General features: G+C 72.8%; 25 protein-coding genes. 16 read left to right on the top strand and 9 right to left on the bottom strand.

Annotated features, from left to right (window positions below; genetic code table 11):
- Positions 1–366: acyl-CoA carboxylase biotin carboxyl carrier protein subunit (locus AC0B9F_RS22635; protein WP_472005305.1), on the top strand; the 366-nt coding region annotated here is incomplete at its 5' end.
- A gap of 127 nt (positions 367–493) precedes the next feature.
- Here AC0B9F_RS22635 and AC0B9F_RS22630 read toward each other — a convergent pair.
- Both AC0B9F_RS22630 and AC0B9F_RS22625 read right to left on the bottom strand, forming a co-directional pair.
- On the bottom strand, positions 494–1417 hold the full coding sequence (locus tag AC0B9F_RS22630) for a DeoR/GlpR family DNA-binding transcription regulator (protein ID WP_472005303.1): 924 nt from the start codon (positions 1415–1417) through the stop codon (positions 494–496).
- A gap of 237 nt (positions 1418–1654) precedes the next feature.
- A complete protein-coding gene (locus AC0B9F_RS22625) occupies positions 1655–3121 on the bottom strand; it encodes an NAD(P)H-quinone dehydrogenase (protein WP_472005301.1) in 1467 nt (488 codons plus the stop codon).
- A gap of 84 nt (positions 3122–3205) precedes the next feature.
- Between AC0B9F_RS22625 and AC0B9F_RS22620 the strand changes: the two genes are divergently transcribed.
- The 3 genes from AC0B9F_RS22620 (at position 3206) to AC0B9F_RS22610 (ending at position 6575) form a co-directional block, all read left to right on the top strand.
- Positions 3206–3643: a gamma-glutamylcyclotransferase family protein gene (locus AC0B9F_RS22620; RefSeq protein WP_472005299.1), complete on the top strand. Its 438-nt coding sequence runs from the start codon at positions 3206–3208 to the stop codon at positions 3641–3643.
- A gap of 442 nt (positions 3644–4085) precedes the next feature.
- The gene (locus AC0B9F_RS22615; RefSeq protein ID WP_472005297.1) at positions 4086–4910 is read left to right on the top strand and encodes a purine-nucleoside phosphorylase; all 825 of its coding nucleotides are present in this window, start codon (positions 4086–4088) and stop codon (positions 4908–4910) included.
- A 33-nt stretch (positions 4911–4943) separates the two neighbouring features.
- Positions 4944–6575: a phospho-sugar mutase gene (locus tag AC0B9F_RS22610; RefSeq protein WP_472005295.1), complete on the top strand. Its 1632-nt coding sequence runs from the start codon at positions 4944–4946 to the stop codon at positions 6573–6575.
- 986 nt (positions 6576–7561) lie between these two features.
- Here the strand turns inward: AC0B9F_RS22610 and AC0B9F_RS22605 are convergent.
- Complete coding sequence (locus AC0B9F_RS22605) at positions 7562–8221, bottom strand: PH domain-containing protein (RefSeq protein ID WP_472005293.1); 660 nt, start codon at positions 8219–8221, stop codon at positions 7562–7564.
- A 158-nt stretch (positions 8222–8379) separates the two neighbouring features.
- On the opposite strand from AC0B9F_RS22605, the gene deoC reads away from it, so the two are divergent.
- From deoC to AC0B9F_RS22590, 3 genes are read left to right on the top strand one after another with little or no spacing between them, the layout of a single operon-like run.
- The gene (deoC, locus tag AC0B9F_RS22600) at positions 8380–9369 is read left to right on the top strand and encodes a deoxyribose-phosphate aldolase (protein WP_472005347.1); all 990 of its coding nucleotides are present in this window, start codon (positions 8380–8382) and stop codon (positions 9367–9369) included.
- Between the two features lie 5 nt (positions 9370–9374).
- Complete coding sequence (locus AC0B9F_RS22595) at positions 9375–10811, top strand: aldehyde dehydrogenase family protein (protein WP_472005291.1); 1437 nt, start codon at positions 9375–9377, stop codon at positions 10809–10811.
- Positions 10804–11694 carry an aldehyde dehydrogenase family protein gene (locus tag AC0B9F_RS22590; RefSeq protein ID WP_472005290.1) on the top strand — a complete coding sequence of 297 codons (891 nt, stop codon included), beginning with the start codon at positions 10804–10806 and terminating at the stop codon, positions 11692–11694. The genes AC0B9F_RS22595 and AC0B9F_RS22590 overlap by 8 nt, the downstream gene beginning before the upstream one ends.
- A gap of 80 nt (positions 11695–11774) precedes the next feature.
- Here the strand turns inward: AC0B9F_RS22590 and AC0B9F_RS22585 are convergent, their stop codons facing one another.
- Positions 11775–12221, bottom strand: coding sequence for a hypothetical protein (locus AC0B9F_RS22585; protein WP_472005289.1), 447 nt, complete (start codon positions 12219–12221; stop codon positions 11775–11777).
- Positions 12222–12403: 182 nt separating this feature from the next.
- Between AC0B9F_RS22585 and AC0B9F_RS22580 the strand changes: the two genes are divergently transcribed.
- Positions 12404–13039 carry a uridine kinase family protein gene (locus tag AC0B9F_RS22580; RefSeq protein ID WP_472005287.1) on the top strand — a complete coding sequence of 212 codons (636 nt, stop codon included), beginning with the start codon at positions 12404–12406 and terminating at the stop codon, positions 13037–13039.
- Positions 13040–13252: 213 nt separating this feature from the next.
- On the opposite strand, the gene AC0B9F_RS22575 is transcribed toward AC0B9F_RS22580, so the two are convergent.
- The gene (locus AC0B9F_RS22575; RefSeq protein WP_472005285.1) at positions 13253–13990 is read right to left on the bottom strand and encodes a SigE family RNA polymerase sigma factor; all 738 of its coding nucleotides are present in this window, start codon (positions 13988–13990) and stop codon (positions 13253–13255) included.
- Between the two features lie 238 nt (positions 13991–14228).
- Here AC0B9F_RS22575 and afsQ1 point away from each other — a divergent pair, with 238 nt between their 5' ends.
- The 5 genes from afsQ1 (at position 14229) to AC0B9F_RS22550 (ending at position 18055) form a co-directional block, all read left to right on the top strand.
- Positions 14229–14906, top strand: a complete 678-nt coding sequence (gene afsQ1, locus AC0B9F_RS22570; RefSeq protein ID WP_472005283.1) for a two-component system response regulator AfsQ1 — start codon at positions 14229–14231, stop codon at positions 14904–14906.
- On the top strand, positions 14903–16495 hold the full coding sequence (locus tag AC0B9F_RS22565) for an ATP-binding protein (protein WP_472005281.1): 1593 nt from the start codon (positions 14903–14905) through the stop codon (positions 16493–16495). Before afsQ1 ends, AC0B9F_RS22565 begins: the two co-directional genes overlap by 4 nt.
- Positions 16492–17097: a hypothetical protein gene (locus AC0B9F_RS22560; RefSeq protein ID WP_472005280.1), complete on the top strand. Its 606-nt coding sequence runs from the start codon at positions 16492–16494 to the stop codon at positions 17095–17097. Before AC0B9F_RS22565 ends, AC0B9F_RS22560 begins: the two co-directional genes overlap by 4 nt.
- A 116-nt stretch (positions 17098–17213) precedes the next feature.
- Positions 17214–17786: a VanZ family protein gene (locus tag AC0B9F_RS22555; RefSeq protein ID WP_472005278.1), complete on the top strand. Its 573-nt coding sequence runs from the start codon at positions 17214–17216 to the stop codon at positions 17784–17786.
- 65 nt (positions 17787–17851) lie between these two features.
- On the top strand, positions 17852–18055 hold the full coding sequence (locus AC0B9F_RS22550; protein WP_472005276.1) for a PspC domain-containing protein: 204 nt from the start codon (positions 17852–17854) through the stop codon (positions 18053–18055).
- A 63-nt stretch (positions 18056–18118) separates the two neighbouring features.
- Here AC0B9F_RS22550 and AC0B9F_RS22545 read toward each other — a convergent pair whose 3' ends face one another.
- Together AC0B9F_RS22545 and AC0B9F_RS22540 are read right to left on the bottom strand one after the other, a co-directional pair.
- Complete coding sequence (locus AC0B9F_RS22545) at positions 18119–18466, bottom strand: ATP-binding protein (protein WP_472005274.1); 348 nt, start codon at positions 18464–18466, stop codon at positions 18119–18121.
- Positions 18467–18602: 136 nt separating this feature from the next.
- Complete coding sequence (locus tag AC0B9F_RS22540) at positions 18603–19766, bottom strand: adenosine deaminase (RefSeq protein WP_472005272.1); 1164 nt, start codon at positions 19764–19766, stop codon at positions 18603–18605.
- Between the two features lie 113 nt (positions 19767–19879).
- Here AC0B9F_RS22540 and AC0B9F_RS22535 point away from each other — a divergent pair, with 113 nt between their 5' ends.
- A complete protein-coding gene (locus AC0B9F_RS22535; protein WP_472005270.1) occupies positions 19880–20641 on the top strand; it encodes a prolyl oligopeptidase family serine peptidase in 762 nt (253 codons plus the stop codon).
- A 9-nt stretch (positions 20642–20650) separates the two neighbouring features.
- On the opposite strand, the gene AC0B9F_RS22530 is transcribed toward AC0B9F_RS22535, so the two are convergent.
- Complete coding sequence (locus AC0B9F_RS22530; protein ID WP_472005268.1) at positions 20651–21601, bottom strand: LysR family transcriptional regulator; 951 nt, start codon at positions 21599–21601, stop codon at positions 20651–20653.
- Positions 21602–21664: 63 nt separating this feature from the next.
- Between AC0B9F_RS22530 and AC0B9F_RS22525 the strand changes: the two genes are divergently transcribed.
- Together AC0B9F_RS22525 and AC0B9F_RS22520 are read left to right on the top strand one after the other, a co-directional pair.
- The gene (locus AC0B9F_RS22525; protein WP_472005267.1) at positions 21665–22951 is read left to right on the top strand and encodes an MFS transporter; all 1287 of its coding nucleotides are present in this window, start codon (positions 21665–21667) and stop codon (positions 22949–22951) included.
- A gap of 129 nt (positions 22952–23080) precedes the next feature.
- A complete protein-coding gene (locus AC0B9F_RS22520) occupies positions 23081–24091 on the top strand; it encodes a sigma-70 family RNA polymerase sigma factor (RefSeq protein ID WP_472005265.1) in 1011 nt (336 codons plus the stop codon).
- On the opposite strand, the gene AC0B9F_RS22515 is transcribed toward AC0B9F_RS22520, so the two are convergent.
- Positions 23975–24361 (bottom strand): STAS domain-containing protein, encoded by a 387-nt coding sequence (locus tag AC0B9F_RS22515; protein WP_472005263.1) that lies wholly within the window; start codon positions 24359–24361, stop codon positions 23975–23977. The genes AC0B9F_RS22520 and AC0B9F_RS22515 overlap by 117 nt on opposite strands.

Genomic DNA, 24361 nt, shown 5'->3' with positions numbered 1-24361 from the left:
GGCCGTGAAACCGTCGTCGTCGAGGTCGGCGGCAAGCGCCTGGAAGTCTCCCTGCCCTCCAGCCTCGGCATGTCCCTGGCCCGCACCGGCCTCGCCGCCGGCGCCAAGCCCAAGCGCCGCGCCGCGAAGAAGTCCGGCCCCGTCGCCTCCGGCGACACCCTCGCCTCCCCCATGCAGGGCACCATCGTCAAGATCGCCGTCGAAGAAGGCCAGGAAGTCAAGGAAGGCGACCTCGTCGTCGTCCTGGAAGCCATGAAGATGGAACAGCCCCTCAACGCCCACAAGTCCGGCACCATCAAGGGCCTCACCGCCGAGGTCGGCGCCTCCCTCACCTCCGGCGCCGCCATCTGCGAGATCACGGACTGACCCGCACACGCGACGAACAGCGAAGCGCCTGGCGGACCGAGCCTCTCGGTCCGCCAGGCGCTTCGTCGTATGCGGGCCGCCGTCGTTCCAGCCGGTCGGCGGGGAGAGCCGGGCGTTCCCCGCGGGGTCAGCGCCGTCGCATGTCCGCCACGCGGTTGCGTTCGGGCTGCTGGGGCTGGTCGGTGAGGACGCCCGTGGGGCGGATGCCGGGGAGGTGGCCGCGGCGGGGGTTCGGCAGGGGGACGTCCCGGCGCTGCTGGCGCGCCGGGACCGGGTCACCCCCCTGGCTTCCCGTCGCCCCGGCCACGGCGATCTGCACCCCCTGGTCGGCGAGGGCCTGGAGTTCGGTCTGGGCGCGGTCGTCGTGGGCCGGTGGCTCGTCGGTGACCAGGCGGGTGATGACGTCGGTGGGGACCGTCTGGAACATCGTGTCGGTGCCGAGCTTGGTGTGGTCGGCGAGGACGACGACCTCGGCGGCGGCCTGCACGAGCGCCCGGTCGACGGACGCCGAGAGCATGTTGGACGTGGACAGCCCGCGTTCGGCGGTCAGGCCGCTGCCTGAGAGGAAGGCGCGGGAGACGCGCAACCCCTGGAGGGACTGTTCGGCGCCGCTGCCGACCAGGGCGTAGTTGGAGCCTCTGAGCGTGCCGCCGGTCATCACGACCTCCACGCGGTTGGCGTGCGCCAGCGCCTGGGCGACCAGCAGGGAGTTGGTGACCACCGTCAGCCCCGGGATGCGGGCGAGCCGGCGGGCCAGCTCCTGGGTCGTGGTGCCGGCTCCGACCACGATGGCCTCGCCCTCCTCCACGAAGGTGGCGGCGAGGTCGGCGATGGCCGTCTTCTCGGCGGTCGCGACATGGGACTTCTGCGGGAAGCCGGACTCGCGGGTGAACCCGCCCGGCAGCACCGCACCGCCGTGCCGGCGGTCGAGGAGTCCTTCTGCCTCCAGTGCCCGCACGTCCCGCCGTACGGTCACTTCGGAGGTCTGGACGACGCGGGCGAGCTCACGGAGCGACACGGCCCCGTTGGCCCGCACCATTTCGAGGATCAATTGGCGACGTTCTGCAGCGAACACGAAACTGACAGTAACGCGGGCGACCGTCTGCTTTCAGCAGTATGCGCCGAATAACGGAAGTTGTTCGCATGGTGTGACGGGAAGTGGTATAGGGGCCTAGTCCCGCCGCCTATGCCGCACGCATGCTCGACGACGCACCGTGAGCAGCGGGCGTGATCCCCCGTGACCAGCGGCGACGGCTCCCCGGCGGGGGCGGGGAGCCGGGCCGGTCCGTCAGACCTCGCCCGCCGTCTTGCGGGTGTGCAGTTGCCGGGCGACCTCGGCGATCGAGCCCGACAGGGACGGGTACACGGTGAACGCGTTCGCGATCTGTTCGACCGTCAGATTGTTGTCGACCGCGATCGAGATGGGGTGGATCAGTTCCGATGCGCGCGGCGCCACGACCACACCGCCGACGACGATGCCGGTGCCCGGGCGGCAGAAGATCTTGACGAAGCCGTCCCGGATGCCCTGCATCTTGGCGCGCGGGTTGCGCAGGAGCGGGAGCTTGACGGCCCGGGCGTCGATCTTGCCGCCGTCGACGTCGGCCTGGGTGTAGCCGACGGTGGCGATCTCCGGGTCCGTGAAGACGTTGGAGGACACCGTCTTCAGGTTCAGCGGGGCCACCGCGTCGCCCAGGAAGTGGTACATGGCGATACGGCCCTGCATCGCGGCGACGGACGCCAGCGCGAACACGCCGGTCACGTCACCGGCGGCGTACACACCGGGGGCGGTGGTGCGGGAGACCTTGTCGGTCCAGATGTGCCCGGACTCGCGCAGCTTGACGCCGGCCTCCTCCAGGCCCAGGCCCGCGCTGTTCGGGATCGCGCCGACCGCCATCAGGCAGTGGCTGCCGGTGATGACGCGGCCGTCGGCGAGGGTGACCTCGACCCGGTCGCCGACCCGCTTGGCGGCGGCGGCGCGGGAGCGGGCCATGACGTTCATGCCGCGGCGGCGGAAGACGTCCTCCAGGACGGCGGCGGCGTCCGGGTCCTCGCCGGGCAGCACGCGGTCGCGGGAGGAGACGAGGGTGACCCGGGAGCCGAGGGCCTGGTAGGCGCCCGCGAACTCGGCGCCGGTGACGCCGGAGCCGACCACGATGAGCTCCTCGGGCAGCTCGGTGAGGTCGTAGACCTGCGTCCAGTTCAGGATGCGCTCGCCGTCCGGCTGGGCGTCGGGCAGCTCACGCGGGTGACCGCCGGTGGCGATCAGTACGGCGTCGGCGGTGAGCGTCTCCTCGGTGCCTCCCCCAGAGGGGGTACCCCCAGCAGCGGTGACGACGACCTTGCGGGAGCCGTCGAGGGCCTGCATGCCCTCCAGACGGCCACGGCCGCGCATGACCCGGGCGCCGGCCCGCGTGACGGAGGCGGTGATGTCGTGCGACTGGGCGAGCGCGAGGCGCTTCACACGCCGGTTGACCTTGCCGAGGTCCACGCCGACCACCCGGGCCGCCTGCTCCAGCGGCGGGGTGTCGTCGGCGACGATGATGCCGAGCTCCTCGTAGGAGGAGTCGAAGGTCGTCATCACCTCGGCCGTGGCGATGAGGGTCTTGGACGGTACGCAGTCGGTGAGCACCGACGCCCCGCCCAGACCGTCGCTGTCGACGACGGTCACCTCCGCACCGAGTTGCGCGGCCACCAGGGCCGCTTCGTATCCGCCGGGTCCGCCACCGATGATCACGATCCGAGTCACGTATCCCATTGTCCCGCACGCTTCAAGGTGCCACCGCCTCGGGGCCCGTCCGTTACCGCAGTGACGCACACGTCACTGCCGTACCCTTCGTGCATGTCGCTCTACGCCGCGTACGCCGCCCACCTCGACGCGCGGCTGATGTCCCGCCGCGCCCCGCACTCGCCGCTGCGCGCGACGGGCTGGCTGAGCGGCTGGCGGCTCACGTTCGGCGGGGAGCAGCTGGGCTGGGAGGGCGCGCTGGCGACGATCGTGGAGGACCCGCTGTCGCAGGTCTTCGTCGCGCTGTACGACGTCGCCCCGATGGACGAGGCCTCCCTGGACCGCTGGGAGGGCGTCGGCCTGGACATCTACCGCCGCACGCGCGTCCGCGTCGACACCCTGGAGGGTGAGGAGCGCGCCTGGACCTACGCCCTGAACGCCTACGAGGGCGGCCTGCCCTCGGCCCGCTACCTGGGCGACATCGCCGACGCGGCGGAATCGGCGGGCGCGCCGCACGACTACGTGATGGAGCTGCGGAAACGGCCGTGCTGAGCGCTCCGCGGGTCGCTGGGCCGGCTTAGGGGGTCGTGTGTCGGGTGCGGGTTGCGTGGTGGCTGGTCGCGCCCACACGGCGGAGCCGCAAATCGAATGCAGCCCCGCGCCCCTTTGATGCCTGCGGCGGCCCGTTGCGGTCCGGTGGCCGGTTGCTGTCGCGCCTGCGGCCGGTTTCTGAGTCGGGGCCGGGGTGGGGGGTGTCCGTCCTCGGTCCGGCCGCCCGCTTCCGACGAGGGGCGCCGTTGCCCGATGCCGGACGCTGCGGGCGGACACCCCCCACCCCGTCCCCTCCCCGCCGTCGGCGGCTGCGGGCCGGCGGCCCTACCTGCCCTCTCCCCGCTGAGCCGGAGGCCCTCGTCGGAAACGACAAGACAACGATCCCCATGCCGTCGGCTCTGACATCTACGCGCGTAGGCGAAGCTCGGCTACCCTCGACCCCGTGAACGCATCTCTTCTTCCGGACGACATCCAGGGCGACCCGTACGCCGCCGCCGACGCCGCTGCCGCGCGCCTGCGCGAACTGACCGGCGCCGAGACCCACGACGTCGCCCTCGTGATGGGCTCCGGCTGGGCTCCGGCCGTCGACGCCCTGGGCGCCCCCGAGGCCGAGTTCCAGGTCACCGAGCTCCCCGGCTTCCCGCCCCCGGCGGTCGAGGGCCACGGCGGCAAGATCCGCTCGTACCGCATCGGCACCAAGCGCGCCCTGGTCTTCCTCGGCCGTACGCACTACTACGAGGGCCGCGGCGTCGCCGCCGTCTCCCACGGTGTGCGCACCGCCGTCGCCGCCGGCGCCAAGACCATCGTGCTGACCAACGGCTGCGGCGGTCTGCGCGAGGGCATGCGTCCGGGTCAGCCGGTGCTGATCAGCGACCACATCAACCTCACCGCCACCTCCCCCATCGTCGGCGCCAACTTCGTCGACCTGACCGACCTGTACTCGCCGCGGCTGCGCGCGCTGTGCAAGGAGGTCGACGCCACGCTGGAGGAGGGCGTCTACGCCCAGTTCCCCGGCCCGCACTACGAGACCCCGGCCGAGATCCGCATGGCCCGCGTCATCGGCGCGGACCTGGTCGGCATGTCCACCGTGCTCGAGGCCATCGCCGCGCGTGAGGCGGGCGCCGAGGTGCTCGGCATCTCCCTGGTCACCAACCTCGCCGCCGGCATGACGGGCGAGCCGCTGAACCACGAGGAGGTCCTGCAGGCCGGCCGCGACAGCGCCACCCGCATGGGCTCCCTGCTGGCGCAGGTGCTGGACCGTCTGTAAAACCCACACGACGACGAGAGGCTGAACCCCACCGTGCACGACGAAGTCATCGCCCGGGCCAAGGCGTGGCTGGCCGAGGACCCCGACGCGGACACCCGTGAGGAACTCGCCCGGCTGATCGACGCCGAGGACGTCAAGGAGCTGACCGCCCGTTTCTCCGGCACCCTGCAGTTCGGCACCGCCGGGCTGCGCGGGGAGCTGGGCGCCGGGCCGATGCGCATGAACCGCACGGTCGTCATCCGTGCGGCGGCGGGCCTCGCGTCGTACCTGAAGAAGAACGGCCAGGCGGGCGGCCTGGTGGTCGTCGGCTACGACGCCCGCCACAAGTCCGCCGACTTCGCCCGCGACACGGCCGCCGTGATGGTGGGCGCCGGTCTGCGCGCGGCGGTGCTCCCGCGGCCGCTGCCCACGCCCGTCCTCGCCTTCGCCATACGGCACCTCGGCGCGGTCGCCGGCGTGGAGGTCACGGCCAGCCACAACCCGCCCCGCGACAACGGCTACAAGGTGTACCTGGGCGACGGCTCCCAGATCGTGCCGCCCGCGGACGCCGAGATCGCCGCGGAGATCGCCGCGATCGGCAGTCTGACGACGGTCGACCGCCCGACCGAGGGCTGGGACGTCCTGGACGACGCGGTCCTTCAGGCCTACCTGGCCCGTACGGACGCGGTCCTGGCCGCGGACTCGGCGCGCACCGCGCGGACGGTCTACACGGCGATGCACGGCGTCGGCCGTGACGTCCTGCTGGCCGCGTTCGCCCGCGCCGGCTTCCCGGAGCCGGTGCTGGTCGCCGAGCAGGCGGAGCCCGACCCGGAGTTCCCGACCGTGGCCTTCCCCAACCCGGAGGAGCCCGGCGCGATGGACCTGGCGTTCGCCAAGGCCCGCGAGACCGGCCCCGACCTGGTCATCGCCAACGACCCGGACGCCGACCGCTGCGCCGTGGCCGTCCGCGACGGCGAGGACTGGCGGATGCTGCGCGGCGACGAGGTCGGCGCACTGCTCGCCGCGCACCTCGTCCGCCGCGGCGCGCGCGGCACGTTCGCCGAGTCGATCGTCTCCTCCTCCCTGCTCGGCCGGATCGCCGAGCAGGCGGGCCTGCCGCACGAGGAGACCCTGACCGGCTTCAAGTGGATCGCCCGCGTCGACGGCCTGCGGTACGGCTACGAGGAGGCCCTCGGCTACTGCGTCGACCCCGACGGCGTGCGCGACAAGGACGGCATCACGGCCGCGCTGCTGATCACCGAGCTGGCGTCGGAGCTGAAGGAGCGGGGCCGCACCCTGCTCGACCTGCTGGACGACCTCGCGGTGGAGCACGGCCTGCACGCCACGGACCAGCTGTCGGTGCGGGTCGAGGACCTCTCCCTGATCGCGGAGGCCATGCGCCGTCTGCGCGAGCAGCCGCCGACGGAGCTGGCCGGCCTGCCGGTGGTGAACGCGGAGGACCTCACCCGGGGCACGGAGAAGCTGCCGCCGACGGACGGCCTGCGGTACACCCTGCGGGGCGCCCGTGTGATCGTCCGCCCGAGCGGCACGGAGCCCAAGCTGAAGTGCTACCTGGAGGTCGTCGTCCCGGTCCAGGACCGCGCCGCCCTGCCGCCGGCCCGCGCCCGGGCAACGGACCTGCTGGCCGCACTGAAGCGCGACCTGTCCGCAGCCGCGGGGATCTGAAACGCGAGCGTGCCGCTGGGGTGTCCCCTTCGGGGGGCACCCCAGCGCGCGTTCAGGGCCCCGGCGGACACGGGGGTGCCGGAGCACGCTCGATGCCGCGCGCCGCACCTGCGCCGCGGGGGGCGTACGAGGGCCTGGCGGACGCAGCGGCGCCGCTGCTGGACGCGCTGAAGCGCGACCTGTCCGTGGCTGCGGGGATCTGAGACGCGAGCGTGCCGCGTTCGGGGCCCCGGCGGACATGGGAGTGCTGGAGCACGCTCGGCGCCGCGGGGGCGTACGAGGGCCCGGCGGGCGCGGAGCCCCCAAGCAGGCGCCCCCGGGGTCCGGCGCACGTGGGGCCGGCCCGCCGGAGTTCGGAGCCCTGGCGGGGGCCCCGGGGCCCAGCCGACGCGGGAACCCTCGGCGCCCCGCGGCGCACCGGCGTCACGGCGGGCGTACTAGGGCCCGGCGGGCGCCGAGCCCCCAAGCGGCGCGCCAGGGGCCCGGCGGACGCGGGGCGGGCCCGCCGGAGTTCGGGGCCCGGGCTGGCGCACCGGGCGTCACGGGGGACGTACGAGGGCCTGACGGACGCAGCGGCGCCGCTGCTGGACGCGCTGAAGCGCACCCTGTCCGTGGCCGCGGGGATCTGAGACGCGAGCGTGCCGCGTTCGGGGCCCCGGCGGAAGCAGGAGTGCCGGAGCCCGCTCGCGCCGCCCGCCGCACCGGCGTCACGGGTGGCGTACGAGGGCCCGGCGGACGCAGCGGCGCCCGGCGCGAGCCCGGTGTCCGGCGCGCGCGGGGCCCCCAACCGGGCGCGCCCGGCGCCCGGCGGACGCAGGGCCGGGCCGCCGGAGTTCGGGGCCCGGGCCGGCGCCCCGGGCCCAGCCGGCGCGGAGCCCTCGGCGGCGTCGGACCACCGACGGTGGTTCGAGGGCCGCCGCGGCTGCCCGAGGCGGCCGCCGCGGCGGCCGCGGCGTCCGGGGCGTCGGGGGCGCCCCGGGCGCGGCTCAGCCGAGGGACGCCAGGATCGCCAGGAGTACCGCTCCTGCCAGGGCGGGGGCGATCACCTCGTAGGCCCAGCGGACCGTGACCTCGCCCTGGGCGGACTCCGCGGTGCAGCGGTCGTCGCGGAGCTGCTTCAGGTCGTCCATCGCCTTGTCGGTCTGCGCGCGTGGCGGCTCGGTCCGCGCCGCGCCCCTGCCCGGCGTACCGAGCAGGCCGCCCTCCTGGCCGGACGCCGCCGCCCGCGCCTGCTGCCGTGACGCGCGCTTGCGGGCCCGCAGCGAGACCGGCAGGGCCCACAGCTGGTACTTGGTGCCGGAGACGGTGACGACCTCGTTGGAGTAGCCCGAGCGCAGGGCCCCCACCGTGCCCCACGGCAGGACGATCACCCGCAGCGGGTTGCGCACGCGCAGCCGGTCGTCGCCCACGAAGATCGCCGGGCGGAGGGTGAACGCCACCACCAGCGGCACCACCAGCAGCAGCCCGGCCAGCGCCAGCCAGGGCGTGCGGCCGTGCCCGACCACGATCGCGTCGATGCCGAGCCAGCCGGCGAGGGCCAGCAGCATCACGCCGGAGGCGATGCCGGCGGACGACCGGTGGGTGCGGTCCTTGGCGTCGGGGGCCTGCGGCTGCGGCGCTGGTGACGGGTGCTCCGGGGTGGTCATGGCCCCGATTGTGCCCGACACCGCCGTCGGACCCCGTAAGCGGTACGCCGGGTGCCCGGGCTCACCTCGGTGAGCGTGTCGTCCTGGCCGCCGTGCCACCCCCGCAACCTGGCGGGCTATACATCCGCTACGCGCGTAGATATGCTCGTCTGGTGAGCATGCCCACTACCGCACCCACAGCACAGTCCCCCACTGCTGAACGCGTGGTCGGGACCCCCGTCTCGGATGTCACCGCGTCCGACAGCACGCTGCGCCGCTTCCTGCACGGGCTGCCCGGCGTCGACGCGGTCGGCCTGGAGGCGCGCGCCGCGTCTCTCGGCACCCGTTCCATCAAGACCACCGCGAAGGCGTACGCCATCGACCTCGCCATCTCGATGGTCGACCTGACGACGCTGGAAGGCGCGGACACCCCGGGCAAGGTCCGGGCGCTCGGCGCCAAGGCGGTCCTGCCCGACCCGACCGACCGGACGGCCCCCACCACGGCCGCGGTCTGCGTCTACCCCGACATGGTGGCCGTCGCCAAGGAGGCCGTCGCCGGCTCCGGCGTCAAGGTCGCCTCCGTCGCCACCGCCTTCCCGGCCGGCCGCGCCGCCCTGGAGGTGAAGCTCGCCGACGTGAGGGACGCCGTCGCCGCGGGCGCCGACGAGATCGACATGGTCATCGACCGTGGCGCGTTCCTCGCCGGCAAGTACCTCAAGGTGTACGACGAGATCGTGGCCGTGAAGGAGGCCTGCGGGACGTCGGCCCGCCTGAAGGTCATCTTCGAGACGGGCGAGCTGTCGACGTACGACAACATCCGCCGCGCCAGCTGGCTGGGCATGCTCGCCGGCGCCGACTTCATCAAGACCTCCACCGGCAAGGTCGCCGTCAACGCCACCCCCGCCAACACGCTGCTGATGCTGGAGGCCGTGCGCGACTTCCGGGCGCAGACCGGCGTCCAGGTCGGCGTGAAGCCCGCCGGCGGGATCAGGACCAGCAAGGACGCGATCAAGTTCCTGGTCCTGGTCAACGAGACGGCAGGCGAGGACTGGCTGGACAACCACTGGTTCCGCTTCGGCGCCTCCTCGCTGCTGAACGACCTGCTGATGCAGCGCCAGAAGCTGGCCACGGGCCGCTACTCCGGCCCCGACTACGTGACGGTGGACTGATCCCCATGGCATCCGTGTTCGAGTACGCCCCCGCGCCCGAGTCGCGCTCGGTCGTCGACATCGCCCCCTCCTACGGCCTGTTCATCGACGGCGAGTTCGCCGACGCGGCCGACGGCAAGGTCTTCAAGACGGTCAGCCCGTCGACGGAGGAGGTCCTCTCCGAGGTCGCCCAGGCCGGCGAGGCGGACGTCGACCGCGCGGTGAAGGCCGCCCGCAAGGCGTTCGAGAAGTGGTCGGCGCTGCCCGGCTCCGAGCGCGCCAAGTACCTCTTCCGCATCGCCCGGATCGTCCAGGAGCGCAGCCGCGAGCTGGCCGTCCTGGAGACCCTGGACAACGGCAAGCCGATCAGGGAGACCCGCGACGCCGACCTCCCGCTGGTCGCCGCGCACTTCTTCTACTACGCGGGCTGGGCCGACAAGCTCGGCCATGCCGGCTTCGGTGCGAATCCGCGTCCGCTGGGCGTCGCCGGCCAGGTCATCCCCTGGAACTTCCCGCTGCTGATGCTGGCGTGGAAGATCGCCCCGGCGCTGGCCACCGGCAACACCGTCGTGCTGAAGCCGGCCGAGACGACCCCGCTGTCCGCCCTGTTCTTCGCGGACATCTGCCGCCAGGCGGGCCTGCCCAAGGGTGTCGTGAACATCCTTCCCGGTTACGGCGACGCGGGCGCCGCGCTCGTCGCGCACCCCGACGTGAACAAGGTCGCCTTCACCGGCTCCACGGCCGTCGGCAAGCAGATCGCCCGGACGGTCGCGGGCACGCGCAAGAAGCTCACCCTCGAACTGGGCGGCAAGGGCGCCAACATCGTCTTCGACGACGCCCCCCTCGACCAGGCCGTCGAGGGCATCGTCAACGGCATCTTCTTCAACCAGGGCCAGGTGTGCTGCGCCGGCAGCCGTCTGCTGGTGCAGGAGTCGGTCCAGGACGAGCTGCTGGACTCCCTCAAGCGCCGGCTGTCCACGCTGCGCCTCGGCGACCCGCTGGACAAGAACACCGACATCGGCGCGATCAACTCCGCCGAGCAGCTCTCCCGGATCACCACCCTCGTCGAGCGGGGCGAGGCCGAGGGCGCCGAGCGCTGGTCCCCGGCCTGCGAACTGCCCGAGAGCGGCTACTGGTTCGCGCCGACCCTCTTCACCAACGTCACGCAGGCGCACACCGTCGCCCGTGACGAGATCTTCGGCCCGGTGCTGTCGGTCCTCACCTTCCGCACCCCGGACGAGGCGGTCGCCAAGGCGAACAACACGCCGTACGGGCTGTCCGCGGGCATCTGGACCGAGAAGGGGTCGCGGATCCTCGCCGTCGCGAACAAGCTGCGCGCCGGTGTCGTCTGGTCCAACACGTTCAACAAGTTCGACCCGGCGTCGCCCTTCGGCGGCTACAAGGAGTCGGGCTTCGGCCGCGAGGGCGGCCGCCACGGCCTGGAGGCGTACCTCGATGTCTGATGAGCAGCGGCTTTCCGTCTTCAAGACCTACAAGCTGTACGTGGGCGGGAAGTTCCCGCGTTCCGAGAGCGGCCGGGTGTACGAGGTGAGCGACTCCAAGGGCAAGTGGCTGGCGAACGCCCCGCAGTCCTCCCGCAAGGACGCCCGTGACGCGGTCGTGGCCGCGCGCAAGGCGTTCGGCGGCTGGTCCGGCGCGACCGCCTACAACCGCGGCCAGGTGCTGTACCGCGTCGCGGAGATGCTGGAGGGCCGCCGGGACCAGTTCGTGCGCGAGGTGGCGGACGCGGAGGGCCTGTCGAAGTCGAAGGCGGCCGCGGTCGTGGACGCCACCATCGACCGCTGGGTCTGGTACGCGGGCTGGACCGACAAGATCGCCCAGGTGATCGGCGGCGCCAACCCGGTCGCGGGCCCGTACTTCAACCTCTCCTCCCCGGAGCCGACCGGCGTGGTCGCCGTGGTGGCGCCGCAGGAGTCGTCCTTCCTGGGCCTGGTCTCGGTGCTCGCGCCCGTGATCGCCACCGGCAACACGGCCGTGGTCGTCGCCTCCGAGAAGGCTCCGCTGCCCGCGCTGTCCCTCGCCGAGGTGCTGGCCACCTCCGACGTGCCCGGCGGTGTCGTCAACGTCCTGTCCGGCGCCACGGCGGAGATCGCGGGGCCGCTGGCCGCGCACCAGGACGTCAACGCGATCGACCTCGCGGGCGCCGGCGAGGAGCTGGCGAAGGAACTGGAGATCGCGGCGGCGGACAACCTCAAGCGCGTCCTGCGTCCACAGCCTGTGGATTATTTCGCGACGCCGGGCACCGACCGCATGACGGCGTTCCTGGAGACGAAGACGGTCTGGCACCCGACCGGGTCGCTGGGCGCGTCCGGCTCGTCCTACTGACCGCCACCCCCCACGCGAGAGCCGCGCCGCCCCTCCGTCCGGGGGCGACGCGGCTCTCGCACGCGTACGGCGAACGCGGGTCAGCCCAGCGGGCCGCCCTGCACCCCGCCGAGCAGGCCCGTGACCTGGCCGACGACCGGCAGGCTGCCGACCGACTTGGCCTGCGCCAGGGGGGCGGTGAGCGCCTGCGTGGCCACCGGCTTGAAGTCGGCGACCTGGGTGCCGGCGCCGTTGTCGAGCGGGTCGACACCCGTCCCGGCGAGGGGGTTGGGCTTCAGGCCGGCGACCGGTCCGGTGACGTAACCGACCGAGCCGGTCAGCGCCGTGAGGCCGGACTGCGGGTCGACCTTGCCGAGGGAGGAGGCCCGGTGCGGCACCTCCAGGAGCGGGGAGCCCGGGCCGGTCGCCGGGGTGAGGACGTCCGCGGAGGCGGTCGCCGTCCCGGCGGCCATCGCCGCGCCCACGGTCGCCAGGGCGACCAGGGCACGACGGCCGGTCGAGGTCTGAGGGAAGTCGTGTCGCGCCATCGCCGGTGCCACCTTCTGCTGCGTTGAAGCTGTGTCCTGCTGCGAGTTCCTGCCAGATCCTGCCACGCGACGCATGCGGTGCGTAATCGCGTCGACGCGAAGCGTAGTTGAGGTGTGATGCGCGCTCCAAAGGCGACCCGCGGGGTCGGCAGGAGGGACACCATGCGTCAAACTGGTGTTCCGTGAGCATTCATCGCCCCTCCCCCGCCCGTGTCGTACTGCTGTGCGGCCCCTCGGGCTCGGGCAAGTCCCTCGTCGCCGCCCGTTCCGGGCTGCCGGTTCTGCGCCTGGACGACTTCTACAAGGAGGGCGACGACCCGACACTCCCGCTGGTGGAGGGCAGCTCCGACATCGACTGGGACCACCCGCTCTCCTGGGACGCCGAGGTCGCCGTCGCCGCGATCGCCGAGCTGTGCGCCACCGGTTCGACCCGGGTGCCGGTGTACGACATCGCGCTGAGCGCCCGCACGGGCGCGGACACGCTGAGCATCGGCCGCACCCCGCTGTTCATCGCGGAGGGCATCTTCGCCGCCGAGATCGTCGAGCGGTGCCGGGAGTTGGGCCTGCTGGCGGACGCGCTGTGCCTGAGCCGGGGCGCGCTCACCACGTTCCGCCGGCGGTTCGCCCGGGATCTGAAGGAGGGCCGCAAGTCGGTGCCGTTCCTGCTGCGGCGCGGCTGGCGGCTGATGCGCGCCGAACGCTCGATCATCGCCCGCCAGACGGCGCTGGGCGCCCACCGCTGTGACCTCGACGAGGCCCTCGGCCGGCTCGCGGCAGCGGCGGCCGGACGCCAGGTCCGGGCGAGGTCGGCGGCGTAAGGTCCGGGCCCGCGGTACGCGCGACCGGCCGGGCACACGCAGGAGCGGGACTGGATGGACCCCCCGGCCCCCCAGTCCCGCTCCTGTTTCCCCCGTGGATCCCCCGTGATCCCCTGTTTCCCCCGTGTCTCCACGTCCCCCGTGGAGTTCCCCCGTCGGTCCCCCCGGACCGAGCCACCCCCGTGGCTCCCCCGTGGGTTCCCCCGTGGTCCTTCAGGCGACAAGCTCCCCGAAGGCGTCCTCCTGGTCACGGCCGAAGCTGAGGACCTCGTCCTCGCGCAGCCGGCGCAGCGAGCGCCAGATGCTGGACTTCACCGTGCCCACACTGATGTCGAGGATCTCCGCGATCTCCGGGTCCGTGCGGCCCTCGTAGTAGCGCAGGACCAGCATGGTGCGCTGGAGTTCCGGCAGCCGGGCGAGCGCCTGCCACAGGACCGCGCGCAGCTCGGTGCCGCGCATCGCGTCCGTGTCGCCGGGCGTCTCCGGCAGCTCCTCGGTCGGGTACTCGTTCAGCTTGCGGCGGCGCCACGCGCTGATGTGCAGGTTCGTCATGGTGCGGCGGAGGTAGCCCCCGACCGCGGCCTTGTCGGTGATCCGGTCCCACGCCCGGTACGTCGAGAACAGCGCGCTCTGCAGCAGGTCCTCGGCCTCGAAGCGGTCGCCGGTGAGGTGGTAGGCGGTGGCGTACAGGGAGGCGCGGCGCTCCTGGACGTAGGCGGTGAACTCCGCCTCCGACAGGGACGTCCGCTCCCCCGGGTCCTCCCCGTACGCGCTTCCCCCGTGTGTTTCCCCCGGGAAACCGTCAACCACCGTCATGATCGCGGTGTGCTGACGCCCGGTGCCGCGAGCGCACCCCCGCCCGCTCACAACACCGGACTTCTCCTGACTCCGGTGCACGTCGTGCAGACGCGTGACCACTGCGCTGGTGCTGGTGCTGTGCAGCGTGTTCATCTCGCGCCCCCCGTCGTGGACTTTCCGGTCTTCGAACTGGTTCGGGCGCTGGTGCCCTGCCCGATGCCGAAAAGCTTGCCCCTGCACTTTCATCGCCGTGTCCGCCGACTGTCACAGACGTGTCACAGGGGTACCGGGCCGTCACAGCGAAGATCGTGCACAGCTCCGGATGCCGCCCTCGCCGCTTCTGCACAACCCACAGGTGAACAACGCCGCCTCCATGGGCCAGAATGAGCCCGTGCCTTCCCTGTTGCTGATCGAGGACGACGACGCCATCCGCACGGCCCTGGAGCTCTCACTGACGCGCCAGGGACACCGGGTGGCGACTGCTGCCAGCGGTGAGGACGGTCTGAAGCTGCTGCGCGAGCAGCGCCCGGATCTGATCGTGCTGGATGTGATGCTGCCCGGCATCGACGGTTTCGAGGTGTGCCGGCGCATCCGGCGCACGGACCAGTTGCCGATCATTCTGCTGACCGCGCGCAACGACGACATCGACGTCGTGGTCGGTCTGGAGTCCGGCGCGGACGACTATGTCGTCAAGCCGGTGCAGGGGCGGGTCCTCGACGCGCGGATCCGGGCCGTGCTGCGGCGCGGCGAGCGGGAGTCGACGGACTCGGCGACCTTCGGCAGCATCGTCATCGACCGTTCGGCGATGACGGTGACGAAGAACGGCGAGGATCTGCAGCTGACGCCGACCGAGCTGCGGCTGCTGCTGGAGCTGAGCCGGCGGCCGGGGCAGGCGCTGTCGCGGCAGCAGCTGCTGCGGCTGGTGTGGGAGCACGACTACCTCGGTGACTCGCGGCTGGTGGACGCGTGTGTCCAGCGCCTGCGCGCCAAGGTGGAGGACGTGCCCTCGTCCCCGACGCTGATCCGTACCGTGCGTGGTGTCGGCTACCGCCTGGATCCGCCTCAGTGACGAACGAGCACGAGGGGGCCCGCGCCGAGAGCGCGGATCGCAAGGGAGTTCTGTCCCGGCTGCGCTTCACCAGCCTGCGCCTGCGGCTGGTCGTGGTGTTCGCGCTGGTCGCGCTGACCGCCGCCGTGTCCGCGTCGGGCATCGCGTACTGGCTGAACCGGGAAGCCGTCCTCACCCGCGCCCAGGACGCGGCGCTGCGCGACTTCCAGCAGGAGATGCAGAACCGGGCGGGCGCGCTGCCGGCGCACCCCAGCCAGGACGAACTGCAGCACACCGCAGGGCAGATGGCGAACAGCAGCCAGCGCTTCAGCGTGCTGCTGGTGGCCACGGACGCGGGCGGCAGGACGGTGTACGGCAATTCCGGCGCCCTGAACGGCTTCTCCCTGGACGAGGTGCCGAAGTCGCTGCGGACGGCGGTGGACCGGCAGCAGAAGCTCACCTCCGCCAACAAGTCCCCGTACCACCTGTACTGGCAGCGGATCGTCGAGGACGGCACCCCGTATCTGGTCGCCGGGACGCGGGTGATCGGCGGCGGGCCGACCGGGTACATGCTCAAGTCGCTGGAGCCGGAGGCGAAGGACCTCAACTCGCTGGCCTGGTCGCTGGGGATCGCCACCGGTCTGGCGCTGATCGGCGCGGCGCTGCTCGCGCAGGCCGCCGCGACGACCGTGCTGAAGCCGGTGCAGCGGCTCGGGGTGGCCGCGCGGCGGCTGGGCGAGGGGAAGCTGGACACCCGGCTGCGGGTGTCGGGCACCGACGAACTCGCCGATCTGTCCCGGACGTTCAACAAGGCGGCCGCGGCACTGGAGAAGCGGGTCGCGGACATGGCGGCGCGGGACGAGGCGTCGCGGCGGTTCGTGGCGGACATGAGCCATGAGCTGCGTACCCCGCTGACCGCGATCACCGCCGTCACCGAGGTGCTGGAGGAGGAGCTGGAGGCCGAGACCGGCGGCATCGACCCGATGGTCGAGCCCGCGGTGCGGCTGGTGGTCAGCGAGACGCGGCGCCTGAACAACCTGGTCGAGAACCTCATGGAGGTCACCCGCTTCGACGCCGGTACGGCCCGGCTGGTGCTGGACGACGTCGACGTCGCCGACCAGATCACCGCCTGCATCGACGCGCGTGCCTGGCTGGACGCCGTCGACCTGGACGCCGCGCGCGGCATCCACGCCCGGCTCGATCCGCGCCGCCTCGACGTGATCCTGGCGAACCTCATCGGCAACGCGCTCAAGCACGGCGGGTCGCCGGTCCGGGTGTCGGTGCGGGAGACGGAGAGCGAGGTCGTCATCCAGGTGCGCGACCACGGACCCGGCATCCCCGAGGAGGTCCTGCCGCACGTGTTCGACCGGTTCTACAAGGCCAGCGCGTCACGGCCGCGTTCGGAGGGCAGCGGGCTCGGTCTGTCCATCGCGCGGGAGAACGCCCACATCCACGGCGGCGAGATCACCGCGGCCAACTCCGAGGAGGGCGGCGCGGTGTTCACGCTGCGGCTGCCGCGGGACGCCTCGGAGCTGGCCCGGCAGGAGGAGCAGAGCCGTGAGCGGGCCGGGGAGAACAGGCGCCGCGAGCAGGAGGGGGACGACCGATGACCAGGGCTCGACGGCTGCTGGCCGTACCGCTGCTCGCCGTGCTGGCGGCCGGGTGCGGCATCCGGGCGACGCAGGTGCCGACGGACTTCGGGGCGGCGCCCTCCCGGGTGCGCTGCTCGCTGGCCGAGCCGGAGCTGTCCACGCAGACCTCGCGCGGGCTGCCGGTGCAGGTCTTCCTGCTGTGCGGTTCGTCGCTGGTGGCCGTGGACCGGGTGGTGCGCGTGCCGGAGGGTGCGGCGGACTCCAAGCGGCGGGTGCTGGTGGCGCAGGGGCTGCTGGACCAGCTGGCCGAGACGCCGTCGGCGGCGGAGCGGGAGGCCGGGTACTCCACCGACGTGCGCGGTGGCATGACGGTCTCCGGGCCCGGCCCGCGCGACCCCGAGGACGCGCTGCGGCTGAGCACGTCCCCGGGCGCCCTCACGTCGTACTCCCTCGCGCAGATCGTGTGCACCTTCTCCGACTCGGCGGCGGCCGAGGGCGACGGCTCGGTCATCCTGGGCGGCCCCCGGGGCGAGCCCCTGCGCCGCTACGCCTGCACCGGCGCGGTCCGCTCCCGCCCGGGCACGAAGGAACCCCCGTCGACCGAGGTCACGGAGACCTGACGCCCCAGCGAAGGCCCGGGGGCGGTCCCGGCCGGCGGCCGGTGTGTCCGACGCCTCATGCCCGTGGGGGCGGGGAGTGCGGAACCGATCCTGCCGGGGGGTGCGTCTAGGGGTGCGTGCAGCGTCATGGCTCCATCGGCGGCAGCGCCGCGTCTCGCGTCCGTGTGGCAGGAGGTGTCCTCCTCGTCGCCCACCTCGCGTTCGTCGCCTGGTTCACGCTGCGGCCGCTGGACGTTCCCTGGGTGATGCCGGCCAATCTGCATCCGTTCGCCGGGATCCGCGCCGACCTGGCGCAGGGCGGGGCGTTCGCGGTGCGCCGGCTGGGCACGGGGCTCGCGCTGCTCGCGCCGCTGGGTGTGCTGCTGCCGCTGGCGCACGGCCGGCTGGACGCCTCACCGTTCGCTTCCCTGCTGCGCACCACGGTCGCGGGGGCGCTGCTGTCGCTGGGCGTCGAGCTGCTGCAGACCGGGGTGCCCGGGCAGGTCGCCGACGTGGACGCGGTGCTGCTGAACACGACCGGTGTGGCCGTCGCCCACCTGCTCGTCGTGCCCGCCGGCCGGGCCTGCCTGCGCCGCCGGGCCAGGCGCTCGCCCCTGCCCCAGGAGGAGCCGGCTCAGGGTCGTACCCCGACGATTCCCAGGGTCGGGATCGCACCGTGGAGCGACGTTGCGCCCCCTTCGTCCCCGTAGCGTGGATGTCGGATGAGGCGGCCGGTCCGGTGGCCTCACGACGACAGCTCGCGAAGGAGCCGACCATGACCGCCCTGACCCGCCCCACCCACGGCCGTATGATCGCCGGCGTGTGCGCCGGACTGGCTCGGCGCTTCGGGACCTCCGCGACCACGATGCGGGTGATCTTCCTGCTGTCGTGTCTGCTGCCGGGCCCGCAGTTCCTCCTGTACATCGCCCTGTGGATCCTCCTGCCGTCCGAGGACAAGGCCCGCACGGCCGCCTGGTGAACGCACGCCGACGGGGCGCACACCCTGGAACAGGGGTGCGCCCCGTCGGCGTAGGCGTGGGGGTCAGCCCAGCGGGAGACCGTTCAGGCCGCTGGTGCCCAGGCCCTGCACCGGCAGCCCGCCGAGCAGCCCGGTGACGGGCTTCGCGGGTCCGTCGGCGAGCACCTTGCCGACGACCGGCTGCGCGGCGGCCAGGCCCGCACCGGCCGCGCCCGGCCCCTGGGCCAGCGCCTGACCGGCGCCCGGCAGCGCCTTGGCGACGTTCTCCGCCGGCAGCGTCTGGGTCAGACCGCCGAGCGCCTGGGAGGCGTCCGGGAGGGCGGGGGCGGCGTTCGCGGCGCCGGCGCCCGCAGCGGCGAAGGCGGCACCGAGGGCGGCGACACCGAGGGTCTTGGCAGCAGACTGCTTCATGAAAATGCGTCCTCGAATGGAGACGGGGGATTGAGCGGTCCACGACCGTAAACACGGGACGCCTCCGGCCGCAAACATCGAAATGCGGACGGATGGTGAACACCCGTCCGCATGTCACAGCCCGTCATGCCGCGGCTCAGTCTTCCGAGGGAACAGAACCGCTGGTCGAGGCGGTCTGCTGAAACAGCCATTCGGATTTCAGCTCCGCATAGCCGGGCTTGATCACGTCGTTGATCATCGCGAGTCGTTCGTCGAAAGGAATGAACGCTGATTTCATCGCATTGACGGAGAACCACTGGAGGTCGTCGAGCGAATAACCGAACGCCTCGACCAGGTGCTCGAACTCCCGGCTCATGCTGGTGTGTGACATCAGCCGGTTGTCCGTGTTGACGGTCGCCCGGAAGTGGAGCCGCCGCAGCAGCCCGATGGGGTGCTCGGCGTACGACGCCGCCGCCCCGGTCTGGAGGTTGGAGCTGGGGCACAGCTCCAGCGGGATGCGCTTGTCGCGGACGTAGGAGGCGAGCCGCCCGAGGGTGACCGTGCCGTCGTCCTCGACCTCGATGTCGTCGATGATCCGCACCCCGTGCCCGAGCCGGTCGGCGCCGCACCACTGCAACGCCTGCCAGATGGACGGCAGTCCGAACGCCTCGCCGGCGTGGATCGTGAAGTGGTTGTTCTCCCGCTTCAGATACTCGAAGGCGTCCAGGTGCCGGGTGGGCGGGTAACCGGCCTCCGCGCCCGCGATGTCGAAGCCGACGACGCCCAGGTCGCGGTAGCGGTTGGCGAGTTCGGCGATCTCCAGGGCGCGCGCGGCGTGCCGCATCGCGGTGAGCAGCGCGCCGACGCGGATGCGCCGGCCGTTCTCCCGGGCGAGCCGCTCGCCTTCCCGGAAGCCCTCGTTGACGGCCTCGACGACCTCCTCCAGCGTGAGCCCGCCCTCCAGATGCTGCTCGGGGGCGTAGCGCACCTCGGCGTAGACGACGCCGTCCTCCGCGAGGTCCTCGGCGCACTCGCGGGCGACCCGCACCAGCGACTCGCGGGTCTGCATCACGCCGACGGTGTGCGAGAAGGTCTCCAGGTACCGCTCCAGCGAACCGGAGTCGGCGGCTTCCCAGAACCACAGGCCGAGCTTGCCCGGGTCGGTCTCGGGAAGCTGGGAGTAGCCCGTGTCCCGGGCGAGTTCGACGACGGTGGCGGGGCGCAGACCGCCGTCGAGATGGTCGTGCAGCAGAACCTTGGGCGCCCGGCGGATCTGCTCCGGCGTCGGAATTCTGCCCTTCTGGATGGTCTGGCTCGTCATTTCCGCACTGTAACGCCTACGCGCGTAGAGAGCGCGATGTACATCGCCGCCGATATGTAACGGTGACCGCGAGGAAGGGTGGCGTACACCCGCGCTTCTGAGACTGTTCTGCCATGGCACACGAAGTGACGCCGGCTCGTACGGCCCGGCTGGGGCGGGCGCTCGGTCCGGAACCGACGGCGGTGAGCGGCGTGGTGCTGCTGCTCCCGAACGGTGACGAGGTCTCCACGCGCAGACCCTCGCCGCTGCTCGCGGCGGCCTCCGTACGGGCGTTGGGCCGCACCCTCGTGCGCACGGGCCGGGACGAGGGGCTGGCCGTCCACGTCGTGCACTACCGCTGCCGCGGCTGGAACGGCAGCGACGCCCATCTCGCGGGCGACGCCGCGTGGGCCGCCGACGAGGCGGTACGGCGCTACGGTGACGTTCCCGTGTGCCTCGCCGGTATCGGCATGGGCGGGCGGGCGGCGCTGCGGGCGGGTGGTCACGAGGCCGTCAACTCCGTGCTGGCGCTGGCCCCTTGGCTGCCGGAGGACGACGTGGCGGCGCCGCCCGAACCGGTGAAACAGCTCGCGGGGCGCCGGGTGCTGATCGTGCACGGCACCAACGACCAGCGCACGGACCCGGAGCTGTCGTTCCGGCTCGCCGCGCGGGCGAAGAAGTCCAACCGGGAGGTGTGCCGGTTCGAGGTGCACGGGGACGGGCACGGATTGCGTGCCTACCGGGACGAGGTGGTGGCGCTGGCCGCCGACTTCGTGATGGGGGCGGTGTTCGGGTGGGGGTTCGCGCGGCCGGTGCGCGACGCGTTGGAGGCTCCGCCGCCGTTGGGGTTGCGGATGCCGTTGGCTTCCGGGTTCGGGGCGACGTTACGGCGGTAGCGTCGCCGGTCAGGGGAGCAGATTGCCCCTTCTCGACAAGAGGAACTTCTTGAAGGCGGCCACCGGGGGTGTGTCGGGGTGGCCGTTGAGCCAGGCGACGCCGATTTCCCGTGCCGCCCTCGGGGCCGTGACCGTCAGTTCGGCGACTCCCGGGCGGGGGAACGCCGGTGGGGGCAGGAGGGCCACTCCCAGGCCCGCCGCCACCAGGCCGCGCAGGGTTTCGGCCTCCTCGCCCTCGAAGGCGATCCTGGGCTTGAAGCCCGCCTCGCGGCACAGGTCGTCGGTGATGCGGCGCAGGCCGTAGCCGGGTTCCAGGGTGACGAACGCTTCGTCGGCGGCCTCGGCGAGACGGATGCGGCGGCGCGAGGCCAGGCGGTGGTCGAGGGGGACGACGAGGCGCAGCTTCTGTTCGTCCAGGCGGCGGGCGACCAGGTCGGGGGCGTCGGGGACGGGTGAGGTCAGGCAGAGGTCGAGGTCGCCGGCGCGCAGGCGCTCCAGCATGGCCTCGCCGTAGTTCTGGATCAGGCTGAAGCGGACGCCGGGGTGGTCGGCGCGGAAGGCGTGGATGAGGCCGGGTACGGTCTCGGCGCCCATGGTGTGCAGGAAGCCGAAGGCGACCTTGCCGGTGGCCGGGTCGGCGTCGGCGCGGACCTCGTCGGCGGCGCGGCGGATCTCGCCGAGGGCGCGCTCGGCCGAGGCGAGGAACGTGCGGCCGGCGGGCGTGAGCGAGACGGTGCGGCCGTGGCGGGCGAACAGGTCGACGCCGAGGTCCGCTTCCAGGCGGGCCATCGCGCGCGAGAGGGTCGACTGGGGGACGTTCAGTTCGTGGGCGGCGCGGGTGACGTGCTCGGTGCGGGCGACCGCGGTGAAGTACGCCAGGCGGGGCGCGAGCGACAGCGCCATGTCTTCTGTGTCACTGGACGGTGACAGACGCGTCTGTGACCTTCGCTGATGCACCATGGGAACGATTATGGCGTTTCCATGCATTGGACGGATGAGTGCGCTCGTCCCTACGGTCGTGGCATGACTCCCGCCAGTACCGGGGCGCTCACCACCGTGGGCGCCGCTGCTCGTGTCCCCTCCCCCGCCGCTCCCGGCTCCCGGATGACCCCGGGCGGCCCCGGCTACCGCCGGATGAGCCTCGCCCTCTTCCTCGCGGGCGTCGCGACGTTCGCCCTGCTGTACTCCACGCAGGCGCTGCTGCCGCTGATCTCCGGTGACTTCGGGGTCGCGGCGAGCGAGGCGAGCTGGACGGTGGCGGCCGCGACGGGCGGTCTGGCGCTCTTCGTGCTGCCGATGAGCGCGCTGTCGGAGCGCTACGGCCGCCGTACGGTGATGACCGGCTCGCTGGCGGTGGCGGTGACCCTCGGACTGCTGGTGCCCTTCGCGCCGTCGATCGGGGCGCTGGTGGTGCTGCGGGCGCTGCAGGGCGCGGCGCTGGCCGGGCTGCCCGCGTCGGCGCAGGCGTATCTCGCGGAGGAGGTCACGCCGCGGGCGCTGGTCACCGCGATCGGGCTGTTCGTGGCGGGCAACAGCGTCGGCGGGATGAGCGGCCGGGTGATCACCGGCTGGGTCGCGCAGGAGTGGGGCTGGCGCACCGCGGTGGCCGTGATCGGGGTGATCGCGGTGGGGTGCGCGGTGGCGTTCCGGCTGCTGCTGCCCGCGCCGAGGCACTTCACGCCGGGGTCGCTGCGGCCGCGGGTGCTGGCTTCCACGGTCCGCGGCCATCTGGCGAACCCCCTGCTGCGGCGGCTGTACGCGATCGGCGCGCTGTTCATGACCGTCTTCGGCGGTGTGTACACGGTGATCGGCTACCGGCTGACCGGGGCGCCGTTCTCGCTGCCGCAGGGCGTCATCGGTTCGATCTTCCTGGTGTACCTGGTGGGCACGGTGTCGGCGTCCACGGCGGGCCGGCTGGTCGGGCGGCTGGGCCGGCGGGGCGCGCTGTACCTGGGCGGCGGCACGACGGCGGCGGGTCTGCTGCTGTCGCTGGCTCCTTCCCTGCCGCTGGTGCTGCTGGGCCTGGTGCTGATCACGGCGGGCTTCTTCGCGGGCCACGCGGTGGCGTCCTCGGCGGTCAGCAAGACGGCCGAGCGGGGACGGGCGCAGGCGTCGGCGCTGTACCAGTCGGCGTACTACGTCGGCTCCAGCGTCGGCAGCACGGTCGGCGCCATGGCGTTCCACTCGGGCGGCTGGGCCGGGACGGTGGGCGTGGGCCTGCTGGCGGTGCTGGGCGTCGTGACGATCACGCTGCTCGGTACCCGGGCGGCGCGGGTGGCGGCCCGCCGCGAACCGGTGCCGGCGCACTGATCGCACCCCCCTCCTGACCTGCCTCTTTGTCCACTCCGGAGGCCATTGTCAGTGGGCTGCGGTAGCTTCCGAAGTGTCCGGTTGCGACGACGCGGCGGACAGGGACACGGCCACAGGGGTGGGTGGACGATGGGTGACGGCACGGCGACGGCGGATCTGGACGTCAGGCTGGAGAAGCACCGGGTCGAGCTGACGGGGTACTGCTACCGGATGCTCGGCTCGTCCTTCGAGGCCGAGGACGCGGTGCAGGACACGATGGTCCGCGCCTGGCGCAGCTACGACAAGTTCGAGGGCCGTTCCAGTCTGCGCTCGTGGCTGTACCGGATCGCGACGAACGTCTGCCTGGACATGCTGACCGCCGGCAACAAGCGGGCGCGGCCGATGGATCTGACGGAGTCGACGCCGCTGGCGCAGGCGGCGCTCTCGCCGCGCCCCGAGAACACCTGGCTGGAGCCGATGCCGGACGCGCGGGTGCTGCCGACGGTCGAGGACCCGGCGGAGGCGGCGGTCGCCAAGGAGTCGGTGCGGCTGGCGTTCATGGCGGCCCTGCAGAAGCTGCCGCCCAAGCAGCGTGCGGTGCTGATCCTGCGGGAGGTGCTCGCCTGGCGGGCGAGCGAGGTCGCCGAGCTGCTCGAGACGTCGGTGGCGTCGGTGAACAGCGCGCTGCAGCGGGCCCGCGCGACGCTCGCGGAGCAGCCTGAGCCGGGCGCCGGGGCGGCGGTGTCGGACCCGCTGGACGAGGAGCAGCGCAAGCTCCTGGAGCGCTATGTGCAGGCCTTCGAGGGCTACGACATGGCCGCGCTGACGGCGTTGCTGCACGAGGACGCGATCATGACGATGCCGCCGTTCGACCTGTGGCTGACCGGCCCGGCGGACATCACCGGCTTCATGACCACGCTGGGCGCGTCCTGCGCGAACTCCCGGCTGCTGCCCGTCCAGGTCAACGGCCTGCCCGGATTCGCGCACTACAAGCCGGAGGAGACGGGCGGCTTCTCCGCGTGGGCCGTGCAGGCGCTGGAGATCTCAGAGGGGCGGATCACCGGGTTCCACTGCTTCCTGGACGTACAGCGCTGGTTCCCGCTGTTCGGGCTGCCCCTCCAGCTCGAAGCGCAGGCCGACGAGGTCCAGCAGGGCGGTTAGCGCGGGGGCCGGGTCGCGCAGGCGTATCCGGCCGCCGGCCCGGCGCGCGGTGAGCTGGAGCCGCGCCAGCAGGTCGACGGCGGTGAGGCCCGGCGGTCCCAGGCCGCCGACGTCGCAGACGACGACGCCGGCCCCGCCGGTCTCCAGCAGCGTCCGCACGTCGTCGCACAGCCCCGCCACCTCGTCGCGGGAGACGGGGCCGGGCAGCGCGAGCACGGGCGGTGTCATGGCATCCACGTGCGGTAGACCGCGCGGGTGTGCGGAACTCAT

This window comes from Streptomyces sp. NPDC097129, assembly GCF_055668065.1.
The sequence above is the reverse complement of the archived record's forward strand: the minus strand, read 5'-3'. Positions and strand labels throughout refer to the sequence as shown.

Bases quoted from the DNA above. Each gene is read 5' to 3' on its own strand.
- AC0B9F_RS22540 (WP_472005272.1), bottom strand. From the start codon at position 19,766: ATGACGAGCCAGACCATCCAGAAGGGCAGAATTCCGACGCCGGAGCAG.
- AC0B9F_RS22590 (WP_472005290.1), top strand. From the start codon at position 10,804: ATGTCTGATGAGCAGCGGCTTTCCGTCTTCAAGACCTACAAGCTGTAC.
- AC0B9F_RS22620 (WP_472005299.1), top strand. From the start codon at position 3,206: ATGTCGCTCTACGCCGCGTACGCCGCCCACCTCGACGCGCGGCTGATG.
- AC0B9F_RS22560 (WP_472005280.1), top strand. From the start codon at position 16,492: ATGACCAGGGCTCGACGGCTGCTGGCCGTACCGCTGCTCGCCGTGCTG.
- AC0B9F_RS22575 (WP_472005285.1), bottom strand. From the start codon at position 13,990: ATGAACACGCTGCACAGCACCAGCACCAGCGCAGTGGTCACGCGTCTG.
- AC0B9F_RS22550 (WP_472005276.1), top strand. From the start codon at position 17,852: ATGACCGCCCTGACCCGCCCCACCCACGGCCGTATGATCGCCGGCGTG.
- AC0B9F_RS22595 (WP_472005291.1), top strand. From the start codon at position 9,375: ATGGCATCCGTGTTCGAGTACGCCCCCGCGCCCGAGTCGCGCTCGGTC.
- AC0B9F_RS22535 (WP_472005270.1), top strand. From the start codon at position 19,880: ATGGCACACGAAGTGACGCCGGCTCGTACGGCCCGGCTGGGGCGGGCG.
- AC0B9F_RS22525 (WP_472005267.1), top strand. From the start codon at position 21,665: ATGACTCCCGCCAGTACCGGGGCGCTCACCACCGTGGGCGCCGCTGCT.
- deoC (WP_472005347.1), top strand. From the start codon at position 8,380: ATGCCCACTACCGCACCCACAGCACAGTCCCCCACTGCTGAACGCGTG.
- AC0B9F_RS22545 (WP_472005274.1), bottom strand. From the start codon at position 18,466: ATGAAGCAGTCTGCTGCCAAGACCCTCGGTGTCGCCGCCCTCGGTGCC.
- AC0B9F_RS22520 (WP_472005265.1), top strand. From the start codon at position 23,081: ATGGGTGACGGCACGGCGACGGCGGATCTGGACGTCAGGCTGGAGAAG.
- AC0B9F_RS22585 (WP_472005289.1), bottom strand. From the start codon at position 12,221: ATGGCGCGACACGACTTCCCTCAGACCTCGACCGGCCGTCGTGCCCTG.
- AC0B9F_RS22530 (WP_472005268.1), bottom strand. From the start codon at position 21,601: ATGGTGCATCAGCGAAGGTCACAGACGCGTCTGTCACCGTCCAGTGAC.
- AC0B9F_RS22605 (WP_472005293.1), bottom strand. From the start codon at position 8,221: ATGACCACCCCGGAGCACCCGTCACCAGCGCCGCAGCCGCAGGCCCCC.
- AC0B9F_RS22515 (WP_472005263.1), bottom strand. From the start codon at position 24,361: ATGAGTTCCGCACACCCGCGCGGTCTACCGCACGTGGATGCCATGACA.
- AC0B9F_RS22625 (WP_472005301.1), bottom strand. From the start codon at position 3,121: ATGGGATACGTGACTCGGATCGTGATCATCGGTGGCGGACCCGGCGGA.